This is a genomic window from Bradyrhizobium sp. CCBAU 51627, from assembly GCF_028128765.1.
Classification (GTDB): Bacteria; Pseudomonadota; Alphaproteobacteria; order Rhizobiales; family Xanthobacteraceae; genus Bradyrhizobium.
In genome coordinates, this window is record NZ_LBJG01000069.1 from 1 (window position 1) to 15402 (window position 15402).

General features: G+C 63.2%; 15 protein-coding genes and 1 pseudogene. 10 read left to right on the top strand and 6 right to left on the bottom strand.

Features of this window, described 5'->3' with window-relative positions:
- Positions 1 to 151, top strand: a pseudogene (locus XH88_RS26035) (IS630 family transposase); the annotation flags it as partial.
- A 138-nt stretch (positions 152 to 289) separates the two neighbouring features.
- Here XH88_RS26035 and tsaA read toward each other — a convergent pair.
- The gene (tsaA, locus tag XH88_RS26040) at positions 290 to 781 is read right to left on the bottom strand and encodes a tRNA (N6-threonylcarbamoyladenosine(37)-N6)-methyltransferase TrmO (RefSeq protein WP_271671103.1); all 492 of its coding nucleotides are present in this window, start codon (positions 779 to 781) and stop codon (positions 290 to 292) included.
- 126 nt (positions 782 to 907) lie between these two features.
- Positions 908 to 1942, bottom strand: coding sequence for a transglycosylase SLT domain-containing protein (locus XH88_RS26045; RefSeq protein ID WP_442868472.1), 1035 nt, complete (start codon positions 1940 to 1942; stop codon positions 908 to 910).
- Positions 1943 to 1981: 39 nt separating this feature from the next.
- Here XH88_RS26045 and XH88_RS26050 point away from each other — a divergent pair, with 39 nt between their 5' ends.
- Both XH88_RS26050 and XH88_RS26055 read left to right on the top strand, forming a co-directional pair.
- Positions 1982 to 3028 (top strand): TRAP transporter substrate-binding protein, encoded by a 1047-nt coding sequence (locus tag XH88_RS26050; protein WP_271671105.1) that lies wholly within the window; start codon positions 1982 to 1984, stop codon positions 3026 to 3028.
- Between the two features lie 72 nt (positions 3029 to 3100).
- Complete coding sequence (locus XH88_RS26055; RefSeq protein ID WP_271671106.1) at positions 3101 to 3739, top strand: HAD family hydrolase; 639 nt, start codon at positions 3101 to 3103, stop codon at positions 3737 to 3739.
- Here the strand turns inward: XH88_RS26055 and XH88_RS26060 are convergent.
- Positions 3736 to 4776, bottom strand: coding sequence for a phenylacetaldoxime dehydratase family protein (locus XH88_RS26060; protein WP_271671115.1), 1041 nt, complete (start codon positions 4774 to 4776; stop codon positions 3736 to 3738). The genes XH88_RS26055 and XH88_RS26060 overlap by 4 nt on opposite strands.
- 28 nt (positions 4777 to 4804) lie before the next feature.
- The gene (locus XH88_RS26065) at positions 4805 to 5821 is read right to left on the bottom strand and encodes a carbon-nitrogen hydrolase family protein (protein ID WP_271671107.1); all 1017 of its coding nucleotides are present in this window, start codon (positions 5819 to 5821) and stop codon (positions 4805 to 4807) included.
- A gap of 194 nt (positions 5822 to 6015) precedes the next feature.
- Here XH88_RS26065 and XH88_RS26070 point away from each other — a divergent pair, with 194 nt between their 5' ends.
- The 4 genes from XH88_RS26070 to XH88_RS26085 all read left to right on the top strand — a co-directional run bounded on the left by XH88_RS26070 (position 6016) and on the right by XH88_RS26085 (position 9084).
- Positions 6016 to 6972 carry a helix-turn-helix domain-containing protein gene (locus tag XH88_RS26070; protein WP_271671108.1) on the top strand — a complete coding sequence of 319 codons (957 nt, stop codon included), beginning with the start codon at positions 6016 to 6018 and terminating at the stop codon, positions 6970 to 6972.
- Positions 6973 to 7054: 82 nt separating this feature from the next.
- Positions 7055 to 7219 carry a hypothetical protein gene (locus XH88_RS26075; RefSeq protein ID WP_164938733.1) on the top strand — a complete coding sequence of 55 codons (165 nt, stop codon included), beginning with the start codon at positions 7055 to 7057 and terminating at the stop codon, positions 7217 to 7219.
- Between the two features lie 13 nt (positions 7220 to 7232).
- Entirely contained in the window at positions 7233 to 7571 is a 339-nt protein-coding gene (locus XH88_RS26080; RefSeq protein WP_271671109.1) for a c-type cytochrome, read from the top strand.
- 91 nt (positions 7572 to 7662) lie between these two features.
- Positions 7663 to 9084, top strand: coding sequence for an MFS transporter (locus XH88_RS26085; RefSeq protein ID WP_271671110.1), 1422 nt, complete (start codon positions 7663 to 7665; stop codon positions 9082 to 9084).
- Positions 9085 to 9162: 78 nt separating this feature from the next.
- Here XH88_RS26085 and clpA read toward each other — a convergent pair whose 3' ends face one another.
- Positions 9163 to 11574, bottom strand: a complete 2412-nt coding sequence (clpA, locus tag XH88_RS26090) for an ATP-dependent Clp protease ATP-binding subunit ClpA (protein WP_271671111.1) — start codon at positions 11572 to 11574, stop codon at positions 9163 to 9165.
- A gap of 314 nt (positions 11575 to 11888) precedes the next feature.
- The gene (clpS, locus tag XH88_RS26095) at positions 11889 to 12221 is read right to left on the bottom strand and encodes an ATP-dependent Clp protease adapter ClpS (RefSeq protein ID WP_027530069.1); all 333 of its coding nucleotides are present in this window, start codon (positions 12219 to 12221) and stop codon (positions 11889 to 11891) included.
- 486 nt (positions 12222 to 12707) lie between these two features.
- Between clpS and XH88_RS26100 the strand changes: the two genes are divergently transcribed.
- The 3 genes from XH88_RS26100 to XH88_RS26110 are packed head-to-tail and all read left to right on the top strand — an operon-like array spanning position 12708 to position 15267.
- The gene (locus XH88_RS26100; protein WP_271671112.1) at positions 12708 to 14117 is read left to right on the top strand and encodes a TadE/TadG family type IV pilus assembly protein; all 1410 of its coding nucleotides are present in this window, start codon (positions 12708 to 12710) and stop codon (positions 14115 to 14117) included.
- An 8-nt stretch (positions 14118 to 14125) separates the two neighbouring features.
- The gene (locus XH88_RS26105) at positions 14126 to 14677 is read left to right on the top strand and encodes a TadE/TadG family type IV pilus assembly protein (RefSeq protein WP_271671113.1); all 552 of its coding nucleotides are present in this window, start codon (positions 14126 to 14128) and stop codon (positions 14675 to 14677) included.
- 47 nt (positions 14678 to 14724) lie between these two features.
- Positions 14725 to 15267 carry a TadE/TadG family type IV pilus assembly protein gene (locus XH88_RS26110; protein WP_271671114.1) on the top strand — a complete coding sequence of 181 codons (543 nt, stop codon included), beginning with the start codon at positions 14725 to 14727 and terminating at the stop codon, positions 15265 to 15267.
- Positions 15268 to 15402: the final 135 nt, after the last annotated feature.

Consider the following 15402-nt stretch of genomic DNA (forward strand, 5'->3'; position numbering starts at 1 on the left):
CGAACAGGTCTTCGCCAAGCTCAAGCACCTGCTCCGCAAAGCTGCGGCGCGAACCGTCGACGCGGTCTGCGCCGCAATCGGCCATGCACTCGATGCCTTCACATCCGAGGAATGCGCCAACTACCTGAAAAACTCAGGCTATCGAACCTAATGCCATCACGCTTTAGGTCTCACCTCCAGTCATTGCTTGCGAGCGCAGCGAAGCAATCCAGACTGCCTCTGCAGGGACCGTCTGGATTGCTTCGTCGCAAGAGCTCCTCGCAATGACGGGTTAGGAGGGTGCGCCCCCTTACTCCGTCTGGAAATCCCCCGGCTGCGGCGCAGCGAGCGGCGTGAACTCGCAACGATCCGGCTTGATGTCGATCAGCGGCGTGTTGTCGATGCAGTCGAGGCCGCGCACCAGGATCGCATTTCCCTCGATCCCGACCAGCTTGACGATCGAGGTCCCGATCGGATTGGGCCGCACCGGCGAGCGCAGCGAAAACGTGCCGCGGGTCTTCTCGTTGTTCTTCGGGCTTTGCAGCACGATGTCGCGGCGCGACTTGTCGAGCCAATAGAGCACTTCGAGATTGCTGTAGAAGTCCACACCCTTGATCGCCGGCACGAACGGCTCGAAAATCTCCAGGCGACAAACCGGACCGTCGGTGCGCCCCTGCCGCGGCGTCTCCAGCCGCGAGGCCCAAGGCGTGCGGATGCGGCCGATGAAGACGAGGCCGGCATCCTCTGTCGAAGGCAGCTCGATGGCGACCTCGCCCTCGCGGAGCTCGTTTTCGCGAACCATATTTCCAGTTCCTTGGCTGTTCGCGAGGGTTTTAGCCCAGCCAACACGTGCCGGCCAGCATGAAGACTTTGCCGGCGAAAATGCCGGCAAGGCGGCGCCAGCAAGATCGCTTGCGCCCGGCGCTCCCTATCCCCTTACGCCCCGATTCTTCAGCACGAAACACGCCCCTCCCGCTTTCCGGATGCGATTGCAGAGATCGTCAGCCTCGGGCCGCGTGTCGGCGCCGATGCGCACCTGATAGAAGGCGTGCGAACCACGGCTGCGCATGACAGAGCTCAACAGGCTGGGATCGCGGTCACCGATCACGGCGCTGAGACGCGTGACGGCGCGAGAGTACATCGCCAGGGCCTTGTTACGGTCGAAGCCGGCGGCGAGTTGCACGCCCCAGATCTTGGCGGCGGCGAGTTCGACATGCTGCTCGAGTTCGGCGACGAACGGGTTCGGCGCGCGCTTCAATAGCGCCATCAGGTCGCGGCAGCTCGTCGGCGGAGAGCTCGGCGGCCCCTTGCCGGTACTGCCGGCCTTGGCCCATGCGTCGACCGTCGTGCCAGTGATGGCATAGACATAGTTGCGCGTCTGCTCTGGCATGCCACCGGTGCCGGCGAGCCATTCCTGCACCCGTCGCGGGCCGGCATTGTAGGCGGCGGCCGCGAGACCAAGATTGCCGAATTGGTTGCGCAGCTCGTTCAAGAACGCCGCCGACTTCGGCAGGGCCTGAACCGGATTGAACGGATTGAGCAGCCCCCGCTCGCTCGCCGTACCCGGCATGAACTGCGCGATCCCCTGCGCCTGCTCGCCGCTGCGCGTTACGGGTCCCACCGCATCGGCCTGGAAGCGGCTCTCCTGCCAGATCACCCGGGCGAAGAATTCCAGCGGCAGATTGGCATCACGGGCGGCCGCCTCAACGATCAGGCAGATCGATTCCCGCGTATCGCTTTCGCGGTCATCCGCAGGCTTCTCCGGTGGCGCGGCAGGCGGTGTTTCAGGCGCCTGGACGCTCGGTGCTCCATTATCCGTCGTTGCCGACGAGCCGTCCTCGGCCGCTCCTCCCGTCGCCGGGACCAGCAGTGCGACGATGACGAGTGATACTATTCGCGCCACCCTTGCCCACGCATCACTGTGGCGGGCGCGGGCGCGGTATGCAACAAGACGATCTGCCATATCTTGGCGTTGTGCCATGGTTCGACGAGTTGCCAATCGATGCTGCCTGACCTGCTTCTCCCAATGCGTTCCCCCGCCCGACAGATCCATACTATCCTAGTCTTCGTCTTCGCCGCGCTCATGTTCTGCGCTGCGCCGACCAAGGCGCAAATCAGCCCGAACAGTACCGCTCAAGCCGTCTGGCGGATGACCACCGAATATCCGGAGAACAACATATCCGGGATCGGGCTTGCCACTTTCGCTGATCGCGTCGCCGCGCGCACAAACGGTTTCGTGACCGTGACCAACGCTTTCGACAATCAGCTCAAGATCAGCTCGGGCGAAATGCCGCGCGCGGCCCTGGACGGCCGGATAGCCGGAGGCGATGCCTTCGCCGGCACGCTTTCTGGCGTTGACCCCGTGCTCGGTCTTTCAACCCTTCCCTTCGTGGTGCAATCGGTCGATATCGCCGCCGCCGTCAATTCGCGCGCGCGGCCGCTTTACGAGAAGGCCCTCGCCGCCCGCGGCCTCAGGCTGCTCTATCTAACGATCTGGCCGGCGACGGGCCTGTGGTCAGACCGGCCGCTCGCGGGCGCCGATGACCTGCCGAAACTCAACCTGCGCGCTTACGATGCCAATTCCAGCGACGTGATGAAAGCAGGCGGCGCGAACGCGCAATTCCTTCCGATGGACACCGCGCTTGCCGGGCTCAGGGAGCACCGGCTGAACGCATTCCTCACGTCCGGTGATGGCGGCGCAGGACGCAAGCTGTGGGACTTCCTGCCCTATTTCGCGGCCATCAACTACGCGATGCCGGTCTCGATCGCCTTCGTCCGGAACGAGGCGTTCGCAGCGCTGCCCGAGCCGATACAGCGCGAGGTGCTGGCCGCCGCAGCCGAGACCGAGCAAAGCCAGCTCGCGCTACTGGCCCATCGCACGACCGAAAATTATACGCGCATGCGCGACAATGGCGTCCACATCGCCGAGCCCGCACCTGCGTCCCTCGTCGTGGCGCTGCGAACGGCCGCGACGGGCACGATCACCGCTTGGGAAGCGCAGGCTGGCCCAGATGCTGCCGCGATCGTGGAATGGGCGAAACAGCAGTGACGAGACGGCTCTTGACTGGAAGTCCGATCGGACTAGCAACGGGCCGGCAGTTTCGACGTGGGCTGGCTCCTGATGGCAACCATCTTCTTTGATCTCGACGGCACCCTGACCAACCCGAAACCCGGGATCACGCGCTCGATCCGGTACGCCTTGGAAAGGCTGAGCCTCGCGGTCCCTGATGAGGATGAGCTGACCTGGTGCATCGGGCCGCCGCTGCATGCGAGCCTGCAGAAGCTCACGGGCAGCCCGGAGCTGGCTGACCGGGCGCTGCTGCTCTACCGTGAGCGGTTCAGCGATATCGGCCTGTTCGAGAACGAGGCCTATGCCGGCATCCTCGATACGCTGGCGACGCTTGCCGCGACGAGACCGCGGATGTTCGTCGCGACCAGCAAGCCTGCGGTCTACGCCACCCGCATCGTCGATCATTTCGGCTTGAAACCCTATTTCGAGCGCGTGTTCGGTTCGGAGCTCGACGGCACGCGTGTCGACAAGCGCGACCTGCTCCGCTACGCGCTCGAGGAGACCAGAGCCAATGCGGACAGCGCCATCATGATCGGCGATCGCAGCCATGACGTCGTCGGTGCCCGGACCAACGGCATGACGGCGATCGGGGTGCTCTATGGCTATGGCAGCGAGGCCGAACTGAAGGACGCCGGCGCGCATCACATCTGTGCCGTGCATCCGGAACTGCTCGATCACTGCATGGCCTAAGCAGGGACCGTCTCGACAGCCGCAAGCATCCCCGTCTTTGGATGGCAGTTGAGATATTCGAAGAACTGCTCATCGGCAGCGGCCACCGTGACCTCGTGATAGAGCCGCAGCTTCGCTGACGGCCCAAGCGTCGAGAGGTACTTCATCGCCGCACCGAAGATCTTCACGTGGGTCGGATGCGATTCCGCCCACCGCTCCAGCGTGGCCAAGCTCTTCCACCAGCTTTGACCATAGGATTTTTCGCTCGCACCGCCGTCAGCCGAGAGTACCCGCATGTAACGGTTGGCATAGCAGCCGATCGCAAGGCCGTCGTCGCGCAGAAAATCCATGCCCTCACGCAGTACCGGCTCGACGTCCTCGAGATAGAGCTTTCGCTCCGACGCCTCGGTATCGCTCCAGTCCTGCCCGGAGCGGATCAGGCACAGATTGTCGTGCGCCTTCACACGCGTTCGTGCGCCGTCGCGGATCAGCTCGGGGGTGCCGCCCGGCGACATCGGATCGGTCTGCGACAGCGGAATACGATCGCGCATGCCGCCCCAATAGGCGTGTTCCTGCACTTCGCCGCTCATGCCGTCAGCAATGACCGCAACACCTTCGGGTCTACCGAGCGAGGAGAACAGCGTCTCGTGCCGCGCGACGGTGGGACGCAGCACCTCGATGAAGGTGCCGATGTCCTCGCGCAGCTGTCCGGTCCACGCCTCGCGTGCCGGCACAAACCAGGGGTCGAAGCGCCGGATATCGTCCCAATAAGCCACCGAGACGATGTTGGCGTGGCCGGCCTGATCAACATAGTGCGCGCGATCCCAATGCGAGGGGCCGCCCTCGCCGGCAAATAGCCCGGCGATTTCTGCCAGCGCCTCCGCCGCAGCCGCCGGTGCTGCCCCACGATATTGCACGCCGAAATAAGCCATCACGACACGGTTCACGCCGGGCTTGTAGCGCGCCACGAACGAGGGATATGGCGGCCGGTAATCATCGGGCACCCGCTTGTGGCGGGTACGCTGGGTTTCGAGATGTGCAGGAATTGCGGATTCCATAATCATGTCCTCCCCTCGTCCCTGATGATCAGCTCGCCGCCGCGCCGATATCGGTAGGCTCGATGGTGTCGACCGGCAGCGCGAACTGCTCGACCCGCTTGTACGACTTCTTGTTGAGCAACAGCCGCGTGACGTCGGGCCGCGAGTAATGCCCGGCGGGATCGGCGGCGTTCTTGGCGACGCCGATGGCGCCGAGATCGATCTCAGCCATCAGCAGTCCCTCCTGGTCGGGTGCAAGCTTATCGCCGATCTGGCTGCCGTCGGGGCCATAGATCGCGGCAAAACCACCGCCCACATGCAGCAACGCGTTCTTGTCCGGCCGATCGCAGAGCTCGTCGATCATCGCCTGCGACACCGTCGCGCAAGGCGCGAGCACGAAACAGGAGCCTTCCACCGCATAGACGCGCGAGGCGGCGTTGTTGACCTCGGCGCCGAGGGCTGGCGCGAACGGATCGTACAGCGAGAAGCTCGGCCATGCCGCCACGTGCACCTGCTCGTTCTGGGCGTACATGGCGTATTTGGACAGTGGCTGGAGATGCTCCCAGCAGCACAGCGCGCCGATGCGGCCAATATCGGGGCGTGCATGGACCGCAAGATCGCTGCCATCGCCCTCGCCATAGACGGTGCGCTCGGCATGGGTCGGCCGTAATTTGCGGCGCTTGGCGATGGTCTCGCCGTCCGGCCCGATCAGCCATTGCGCCAGATAGAGGCTGCCGCCGTCCCGTTCAGACAGACCGATCACGGCCGTAAGCCTCGCCTTACGGACGGCGTCGCGCAAATGCTCGGCCTGCGGGCTGTCGTAGGACAGCGAGTTGTCGAAATAGCGCTGCACAAAGCCGCAGCCGATCGCCCAGGCCGGCGAATCCATCCAGATATGCCAGGGGTAACCGGGGATGAAGGCCTCCGGGAAGGCGATCAGCCTGGCACCCTTCTCCGCAGCCTCCCTGATCAGCGCGATCGACTTGTCGATCGAAGCATCGAGGTCGAGCCAGGCGGGCGCCGCCTGCACCACCGCGACCTTGTATTTCGGATGTTCAATGCCCATTGCCACCTCCCTTGCCGGTTGATCCAAGACCACGTCCAATGCAGTCTATTGGGCCAAGCCGGGCGGGCATGCGCTCGACCACGGCGGAACAAAAACTCGACTGGAAGGGATCTCGCCCCCGGTACAGAATTTGCCTGCGGTCAGCCCGCATCCATGTCGCCCTGAGGTTCGCTGGAGTATGAGGAGGCCTGCCGATGACAATCCAGTTCACGACAGATGGCAGCCCCGGCTACCGCCGGCTCGCTCTCTGGCAAGACATCGTTTGCGACGTCTTCGTCGGTCTCGACTGCAAGTCGGACCTTGGCAGCGCCTTTCATGGTTCGGTGACCCAAGTCCCGCTCGGCAAAGCCGTTTGCTCCGAGGTCCGTTCCGACCGCCAGCATGTCTTCCGCACGCCCTCTCGCATCGCACGCTCGGATCATGATTACGTTCTGGTCGCGCTCGGCCATCGCGGCGATGGCGGCGTGGTGCAGGACGGCCGCGAGACAGTGATCCATCCGGGCGAATTCGCGCTCTACGACACCACGCGCCCCTATGAGCTGAAATTCCGGGACAGCTTCTCGCAGGTCATCTTCAAGGTGCCCCGCGAGATGATGAAGCGGCGGCTCGGCGGCACCGAGACGCTTACTGCGATCACGTACGGCGCCGATGCGCCGCTCGAGCAGCTCGCCTATGATTTCATCTACAGGCTCTGTCGAAGCGCCGACCGGCTTGCGCCGAACAGCGCCGCGGCCCTGTCGGAGCAGGCCATCGACTTGCTCGCCATGGCGCTCACCGAGCGGCTCGGCAACACTTCGCTGCCGTCTTCGACCCATCGCTCTGCCCTGCTCTACCGGCTCAAGGCGCATATCCGCGCGCGGCTCGCCGATCCCGATCTCTCCCTGAGTGAGACCGCCGCCGCACTCGGCATCTCATCGCGCTACGTCAACGATCTCCTCGCCGACGAGGACACCTCGTTCCAGCGCCATGTGCTCGTCGAGCGTCTTGCCCAGTGCAAACGCGACCTCGCCTCGCCCGTGCTCGCCCACCGCCACATCGGCGAAATTGCATTTGCCTGGGGCTTCAACGACGTCTCGCATTTCGGTCGCGTCTTCCGCGAGCATTTCGGCATGTCGCCGCGCGACTACAGGCAAAGCCAGCTGCGGCACTGACATCCGGCGCGCGCCCGCCCTTGAGCTTGATCAAGTCCGCTTGCGTCGCTCGTGGCATCCTGCAACGCTCGCGAGGCTCCCGATGCGCCGATTTGCCATGAAGGCTCTGTTCACGGTTCTCTCGTTCGGAAGAGCGGAACGAGAGAGGATCGATTGGGATCGCCGCATCTTGATCTTCTCCACAGGGGTAACGATCGCCTTGATTGCACTCTACGTCTGGGCCAAGGCAACCTCGCGCTGGGAATGACGGGAGTACGGAGATGAAGAGGTTCGCGCCGATCCTGCTGGCCATCGGCGTTCTATGGGGCACCGCCAGTCAAGCCCTGGAGCTTGAGCAGCGGCGCACTGAAGCAATGCTGCAGCGGATGTGCGCGCGCTGCCACGCCGTCGGCAGGACGGGCGCGAGCCCGAACGAACTGGCGCCGCCGTTCCGCTATCTCGGTGAGAACAAAATCTACGATCCCGACTTCACACAGCGCCTTCAAGATGGCTACAGCAGCATTCATCGCTCCATGCCGACGGCGCGATTCGGCCGTGACGACGCCGAGGCCGTGGTAAGCTACCTCAGGGCGATTCAGGAGCCGCGGAGGCCGAAATAGGGCTGAAATGCCCGCGGCTTTGGCTGGAACCATCCCGGGTCGGACCAAGTTGCCGACCAGTAACTCGCGCCTCAACCGAACACGCTTTACGATGTCGTCAACCACCATCGAGCACGTCGACGGCCTGCCGCAGCCTCAGCGCAACCAGGCGGTGCTGACCATTGCGCTCGGCATCATCATGGCCGTGGTCGACAGCGCGATTGCCAATGTCGCGCTGCCGACGATCGCAGCCGATCTGAATGCGAGCCCTGCTTTCTCGATCTGGATCGTCAACGGCTACCAGCTTGCGATCACCATCTCGCTGCTGCCGCTGGCCTCGCTCGGCGAGATCGTCGGCTATCGCCGCGTCTATCTGGTCGGGCTCGTGCTGTTCACGCTCGCATCCGCCTTCTGTGCGCTGGCGCATACGCTGCCATTGCTCACCGTCGCTCGCATCATCCAGGGGTTCGGCGCGGCTGGCATCATGAGCGTCAACTCGGCGCTGGTGCGCTTTACCTATCCGCGCAACCTGCTCGGCCGCGGCATCGGGCTCAACGCGCTCGTCGTCGCCTTCTCCGCTGCGGTCGGACCGACGCTCGCGGCCGGCATTCTTGCGGTCGGCAGCTGGCCTTGGCTGTTCGCCATCAACGTCCCGCTTGGCATCGCCACCCTCGTGCTCGGGCTGCGCAGCCTGCCGCATACGACGCCAGCGAGTCACTCCTTCGACTGGCAGAGCGCGGGGCTCTCGGCGATCACCTTCGGCGTCGGCATCGCCGCGATCGATAGCGTCGGCCATGGCGAGGCGACCATGACCTGCCTGATCCAATTCGCCATCGCGATCGTCGCCGGTGCGTTGCTCGTCTACCGCGAAACGCACATGAAATCGCCGCTCCTGCCGATCGATCTGTTGCGTATCCCGGTCTTCGGACTGTCGATCGCCACCTCGATCGCCTCGTTCTGCGGGCAAATGCTGGCCTTTGTGGCCATCCCCTTTTATCTCCAGAGCCGCTTCGGTTATTCGGCGGTGCACATGGGCCTCCTGATCACGCCATGGCCGATCGCGGTGGCGTTCGCAGCTCCTCTTGCCGGCCGTCTGGTCGAGCATTATCCGGCTGGCCTGCTCGGCGGCATCGGGCTCGCACTGTTCGCCTGTGGCCTCGCCGCGCTCGCCCTCCTGCCGGCGAGCCCGACACCACTCGATGTCATCTGGCGGATGGCGCTGGCGGGGGCCGGCTTCGGCCTGTTCCAGACGCCCAACAACCGCACCATGATCGCCGCGGCCCCGCGCGAACGTGCCGGCGGCGCTAGCGGCATGCTGGGCACGGCGCGCCTGCTCGGCCAGACCACCGGAGCCGCACTCGTGGCACTGTTCCTCGGCCGCTACCCAGTCGACGGAACCCGGATCGCGCTCCTGACCGGCGTCGGATTTGCCCTCTGCGGCGCCATGCTGAGCATGCTGCGGCTGTCGCCCGCTGGCGCGCGCGGCGCCGAACATGTACGGGTGCAGGATGACCAGCGCCTCCGCGGCGAGTGACCACCATCCGACAGGAGGTGAAGCTCGAACACAAAAGGCCGGCTTGTCAGCCGGCCTTTTCGATTCATGCTGCGCCGATCAAACCTTGACCAGCGGGCCCTTCGAGGTCGGTCCCTTGGAGCCGCCGGGGCCGCCCGGCCTGTTGGGCTTGCCCGGCGGGCGCTTGCGGGCGCCGGGCAGCTTTTCCTGCTTCGGCGTGACCGGGCCCTCGACGAACTCGAAGCCGATTTTCTCCTTGGTCTCGTCGGCCTCGTCCTTGACCAGGACGACGCGGACGTGGCCACCGCTCTTGAGCTTGCCGAACAGCACTTCGTCGGCCAGCGGCTTCTTGATGTGCTCCTGGATCACGCGGGCCATGGGACGCGCGCCCATCTGCTCGTCGTAACCATGCTGGACCAGCCATGCCTTGGCGGGCTCGGACAGTTCGATGGTGACGTCGCGGTCGCCGAGCTGCGCTTCGAGCTGAAGCACGAACTTCTCGACGACAGTGCCGATCACTTCGACGCTGAGATGACCGAACGAAACGATCGCGTCGAGACGGTTGCGGAATTCCGGCGCGAACTGCCGGTTGATCGCCTCGTGGTCGTCGCCTTCCCGCTTCGAGCGCGTGAAGCCGAACGCCTGCTTGGCAAGATCCGAAGCACCTGCGTTCGTGGTCATGATCAGGATCACGTTGCGGAAGTTGACCTGCTTGCCGTTGTGGTCGGTGAGCCGGCCGTGGTCCATGATCTGGAGCAGCACGTTGTAGAGGTCGGGATGCGCCTTCTCGATTTCGTCGAGCAGCACCACGCAATGCGGATGCTGGTCGACACCATCGGTGAGCAGGCCACCCTGGTCGAAGCCGACATAGCCGGGAGGCGCGCCGATCAGGCGCGATACGGTGTGCCGCTCCATGTATTCGGACATGTCGAAGCGCAACAACTCGACGCCAAGGCTCGCCGCGAGCTGCTTTGCCACCTCGGTCTTGCCGACGCCCGTGGGACCGGAGAACAAATAGCAGCCGATCGGCTTCTCCGGCTCGCGCAAGCCGGCACGAGCCAGTTTGATCGAAGCGGCGAGCGACTCAATCGCCTTGTCCTGGCCGAACACGGTGCGCTTCAGGGTCTGCTCGAGATGCTTGAGCACCTCGGCATCATCCTTCGACACGCTCTTTGGCGGAATCCGAGCCATCGAGGCGATCGTGGTCTCGATCTCCTTGATGCCAATCGTCTTCTTGCGCTTGTTCTCGGCGACCAGCATCTGCGCCGCACCGGACTCGTCGATGACGTCGATCGCCTTGTCGGGCAGCTTGCGGTCGTGGATGTAGCGCGAGGAGAGCTGCACCGCAGCCTCGATCGCCTCATTGGTGTATTTCAGGCGGTGGTAATCCTCGAAGTAGGGCTTGAGGCCCTTGAGGATCGCGATGGCGTCCTCGACCGTCGGCTCGTTGATGTCGATCTTCTGGAAGCGCCGCACCAGCGCGCGGTCCTTCTCGAAGTGCTGGCGGTATTCCTTGTAGGTGGTCGAGCCCATGCAGCGGATCGTGCCCGAGGCAAGCGCCGGCTTGAGCAGGTTCGAAGCATCCATTGCCCCGCCCGACGTCGCGCCCGCACCGATCACGGTGTGGATCTCGTCGATGAACAGGATGGCGTTGGGATGCGCCTCGAGCTCCTTCAGCACCTGCTTGAGCCGCTCCTCGAAATCGCCGCGATAGCGCGTGCCGGCGAGCAGCGTGCCCATGTCGAGCGAGAACACGGTCGCAGCCGCCAGAACCTCCGGGACCTCGCTGTCGACGATACGCTTGGCAAGGCCCTCCGCGATCGCGGTCTTGCCGACGCCGGCCTCACCGACGAACAGCGGATTGTTCTTCTGGCGGCGGCACAGCACCTGGATCGCGCGGTTGATCTCGGAATTGCGTCCGATCACCGGGTCGATCTTGCCCTCGCGCGCTTTCTTGTTGAGGTTGACGCAATAGGTCTCGAGCGCTTCGCCCTTCTTCTTGGCGTCCTCGTTGCCCTTGGTCTCGGTCTCCTCGTCGACGCCGCGCACGGGGCGCGCCTCGGAGACGCCCGGCCGCTTGGCGATGCCATGGCTGATGTAGTTGACGGCGTCATAGCGCGTCATGTCCTGCTCTTGCAGGAAGTACGCGGCGTGACTCTCCCGCTCAGCGAAGATCGCGATCAACACGTTGGCACCGGTCACCTCTTCGCGACCGGAGGATTGCACGTGGATCACCGCGCGCTGGATCACGCGCTGGAAACCGGCGGTCGGCTTGGCGTCGTCGGCGCCATCCGTCACCAGATTCTCGAATTCGGTCTCAAGGTAATTGACGAGGCTCGTACGGAGCTTGTCGAGATCGACGCTACAGGCGCGCATGACCGCAGCTGCATCGGAATCGTCGATCAGGGAGAGCAAGAGATGCTCGAGCGTCGCATATTGGTGATGACGCTCATTGGCGATCGCCAGTGCACGATGCAGGGATTGTTCAAGGCTTTGGGAAAAAGTCGGCATTCGCGTCCTCTATGGCCCCCACCATCATGATCGCCATCGCCCGGTCAGGCAACAACAACCTTTGTCACATATAGTTATACAAGATCGCGGCGAAAGACCGGTTCCGCGACTCGGCGGCTGGACACCTGCGGTATTCTCGATGCAAAACCCGTTCCGATTTGGGCAGGAGTCTTGGACAGATTCTCGCTGGCGCGGATTTCCGTAATTTCGCCGGTAGCTGCGCCGGGATAAGCCGAAGCACCACCAGACGGCACGACGCGGCAAATCACGCTCCGCCATGCGCCAGGGTCAGCTTCGAACCGCCGTGATGCGCCTTACTTCTTTTCCATCACGCATTGCAGCGGGTGCTGGTGCTTGCGGGCGAAATCCATCACCTGCGTCACCTTCGTCTCGGCGATCTCGTAGGTGAACACGCCGCACTCGCCGATCCCATGATGATGGACGTGCAACATGATCTTGGTCGCGGCCTCGACGTCCTTCTGGAAGAACTTCTCCAGCACGTGAACAACGAACTCCATGGGGGTGTAGTCGTCGTTCAGGATCAGCACGCGGTAGAGATTCGGCCGTTTGGTCTTCGGTTTGACCTTGGTGATGACGGACGTATTCGGACCCGCCGGGCCACCGGAACGGTTCTCGTCATTGCTCATCCGGGGAGCGTGGGCGGCGGCGGCCGCGGACAGGTCGAGTCTGAAAGTCAGTTGCGGCATGGCTCAGGCGTTCAAATTCCCCACGGAAGCGTATGACGACCCGCCGCCCGGCCCCGCCCTCGGGAGCCTCGCGCAGGCGCGCCGCCTTGTTGGATCGCCGCTTCCAACCGGTCCGGTCCGGGCCGGATCGATTGCGGGAATATGGGCCTGCCCCCGGCTCGCCGCAAGCGTGCAGAGGTCCAACCGATGCGGCCGCGGCGGTCCCGATTCCCGGTCCTGGCGATCCCCGACAAGGTTAATCAATTCGGACCGATTTTACAAAGCAATCCCTCCCCGGGGTTTCACGGCTATTTAACCAGAAACACCTTTGGCAAGGGAAACGCGACCTTTTGCGCGGCACCAGCCCCGGTTTTGTGCGGTCAAGTTTACCTGGAATTCAACTGCGGGGCCTGAAATCCGGGGAAATCATTGATTTCGGGGAAAATCATGTTTCGCCTGCCCGTTGTCCGGTGCATTCGCCGACACCTAGCTCGTTTTGCCGCCGCCGAGCAGGCCAACGTCGCCGTTCTCTTTGCGATCATGCTGTTCCCGACCATCTATCTGCTGGGCATGGCGATCGATTACACCCAGGCCCAACGTCGCCAATCGCAGCTCGACGCCGCGGCCGATGCCGCCGCAATCGCGGCCGTGACGCCATCGATGATGGCCCAAAGCACGACGGTCGCACAAACGACCGCCACGAACATTTTCAATGCGACCGCGAACGCAATCGCCGGCGGTCTGTCCGGGGCCCCCACCCTGACGATCACTGTCGGCAATGTCGGCCTGGTGCGCACGGCGACCGTTAGTTACACCGCGAATTCCAGCAACGCCTTCCCGAGCGTGCTCGGCGCCCCGGTGTGGCCGATCAGAGGCGGAGCGACCGCCAGCGCTTCCGGTGCGCCGAACATCAACTTCTATCTGCTGCTTGACGACTCGCCATCAATGGGCATCGCGGCGACGGCGAACGATATCTCCAACATGATAACGGCGACGAAGAACCAACCCGGCGGCTCGGCAAATTGCGCGTTCGCCTGCCATGAAGCCCACCCTAGCCTCGACAGCGGCGCAAACTCCTCGACCAAGGACAATCTTACCATCGCGCGCAATAACAATATCACGCTGCGCATCGATCTCGTCGCCCAGGCCACCGCAAGCCTCATGAGCACGGCGCAAGCCAAAGAGGCAGTGAACAACAACACTTACAAGGCCGCGATCTATACCTTCGACTACGGCTTCAACACGGTTTACGCGCCATCGGGGCTGCCATCTGCCGACCTGACGACTGCTGCCAGTCAGGCGGCCAACAACATCACGCTCCTCACCGTCGACCATCAGAACTGTGTGGTCTCGGGATGCAGCATCACTACCGACTATGGCACCGACATCGAGAATGCCCTCTCGAGCGTCAATGCCCTCATGCCCGCACCTGGCGGCGGATCCAACCAAACCGGAGACACGCCCCAGGAAGTGGTATTCCTCGTCACCGACGGGGTCGACGACAAGATTGTATCGCTAAAGTCGTCCTGCAGCGGCACACCGCTTGCCACCGGCTCGAAATACCGATGTCAGCAACCCATCGACACGTCGATATGCACGACGATCAAGAACAGGGGAATTCGCATCGCGGTGCTCTATACCGAGTACCTGCCGCTCACAAGTAACAGCTGGTATAATTCCTATATCTCGCCATTCAACACCCCCTCGTCCTCGACCGGGCAGATCGCGCAGAACCTGCAATCCTGCGCATCGTCGCCCGACTTGTTCTCTGACGTACAATCGGGCGGCGACATCACAGGCGCGCTGAACAAACTTTTCCAGAAGGTCGTGGAAACGGCCCCTCATCTGACCAATTGAGGGAACGCATGACCAGTCCGCACAGAAAAAAGCGGCTTCGCGATCTCCTCGCCGCATTCCGCAAAGACACCAAAGGCGCGAACGCGGTCGAATTTGCCCTCGTGGCGCCGGCGTTCATCGCGTTGCTGATTGGAATCATCCAGATATTCCTGGTCTTCTTCGGCCAGCAATTGCTCCAGCAGGTCGTGCAGCAATCGGCTCGACAGATCCTGACCGGTCAGGTGCAAGGGGCCGGGATGACGCAGACACAATTTTCGAGCCTGGTCTGCTCGCAGGTCCGCATCATCTTCAACTGCAACAAGTTGATGATCAGCGTCCAATCCGCGAGCAGCTGGTCGACGTTGATCGCGGCGGCTCCAACACTGACGTTCGATGCCAACGGGAACGTCACCAACAACTGGCCCTTTAGCCCCGGGGGTCCTGGCGACAAGGTCATCCTGGAGGTCATCTACCAATGGCCGGTCTTCGGGGGACCGCTCGGTTTTACCCTGGCAAACCTTCCGAATGGCAATCGCCAGATCACGGCGTCCGCCGCGTTCCAGAATGAGCCCTATCAATGATCCGCCGGTCCATCCGCCTGAGGCAATTCCGAGCCAACGAAGATGCGGTGGCAGCGATCGAGTTCGCCATCGTGCTGCCGTTCATGCTGCTGCTTTGCATCGGCGGAGTCGAACTCGGCAACGCGCTCTCGATCAACGTCAAGGTCACGAATACCGTGCATACGATCGCCGACATTGTGTCGCAGAACAAATGCGTGACCACGAGCGACGTGACCGGAATCCTCGGCGCCTCATCCAAGGTCCTTTCACCCTATGACATCACCAAGGCAGTCGTGACCGTGTCGGAGGTGCAGCCGAACGGCGACAATACCACAGCCAAGGTGATCTGGAGCCAGTCGCTCAACGGCACGGCACGAACGGCCGGGACAACAATCAACTTGCCGACATCCTTGACGGGGGTGCCGACCGCAAGCGGGCTCATCCTCGGTGAAGCGACATATTTCTATACGCCCAACCTCGGCTACACGATCAGCGGCACTGTTGCGCTCAGCGACAGCTACTACCTCTACCCTCGCCAGACGAGCTTCGTCCCCGCCATCACCAGCGGGACGACGCCGCCGGTGCCAGGAACCTCGTGTCCAACTTCTTGACCTGTCGCGCTCGCAAAAAAGCCCGGCTGAACCAGCCGGGCTCAGGCTGCTGACAAACCCCTGGCTTTTGCCGGGGGTTTTTGATTCAAGATGGCATGCTGAGGAAGCCGCTACCGCAACAGACCGCGTTGGAGA

Bases quoted from the DNA above. Each gene is read 5' to 3' on its own strand.
- tsaA (WP_271671103.1), bottom strand. From the start codon at position 781: ATGGTTCGCGAAAACGAGCTCCGCGAGGGCGAGGTCGCCATCGAGCTG.
- XH88_RS26045 (WP_442868472.1), bottom strand. From the start codon at position 1,942: ATGGCAGATCGTCTTGTTGCATACCGCGCCCGCGCCCGCCACAGTGAT.
- XH88_RS26050 (WP_271671105.1), top strand. From the start codon at position 1,982: ATGCTGCCTGACCTGCTTCTCCCAATGCGTTCCCCCGCCCGACAGATC.
- XH88_RS26055 (WP_271671106.1), top strand. From the start codon at position 3,101: ATGGCAACCATCTTCTTTGATCTCGACGGCACCCTGACCAACCCGAAA.
- XH88_RS26060 (WP_271671115.1), bottom strand. From the start codon at position 4,776: ATGGAATCCGCAATTCCTGCACATCTCGAAACCCAGCGTACCCGCCAC.
- XH88_RS26065 (WP_271671107.1), bottom strand. From the start codon at position 5,821: ATGGGCATTGAACATCCGAAATACAAGGTCGCGGTGGTGCAGGCGGCG.
- XH88_RS26070 (WP_271671108.1), top strand. From the start codon at position 6,016: ATGACAATCCAGTTCACGACAGATGGCAGCCCCGGCTACCGCCGGCTC.
- XH88_RS26075 (WP_164938733.1), top strand. From the start codon at position 7,055: ATGCGCCGATTTGCCATGAAGGCTCTGTTCACGGTTCTCTCGTTCGGA.
- XH88_RS26080 (WP_271671109.1), top strand. From the start codon at position 7,233: ATGAAGAGGTTCGCGCCGATCCTGCTGGCCATCGGCGTTCTATGGGGC.
- XH88_RS26085 (WP_271671110.1), top strand. From the start codon at position 7,663: ATGTCGTCAACCACCATCGAGCACGTCGACGGCCTGCCGCAGCCTCAG.
- clpA (WP_271671111.1), bottom strand. From the start codon at position 11,574: ATGCCGACTTTTTCCCAAAGCCTTGAACAATCCCTGCATCGTGCACTG.
- clpS (WP_027530069.1), bottom strand. From the start codon at position 12,221: ATGAGCAATGACGAGAACCGTTCCGGTGGCCCGGCGGGTCCGAATACG.
- XH88_RS26100 (WP_271671112.1), top strand. From the start codon at position 12,708: ATGTTTCGCCTGCCCGTTGTCCGGTGCATTCGCCGACACCTAGCTCGT.
- XH88_RS26105 (WP_271671113.1), top strand. From the start codon at position 14,126: ATGACCAGTCCGCACAGAAAAAAGCGGCTTCGCGATCTCCTCGCCGCA.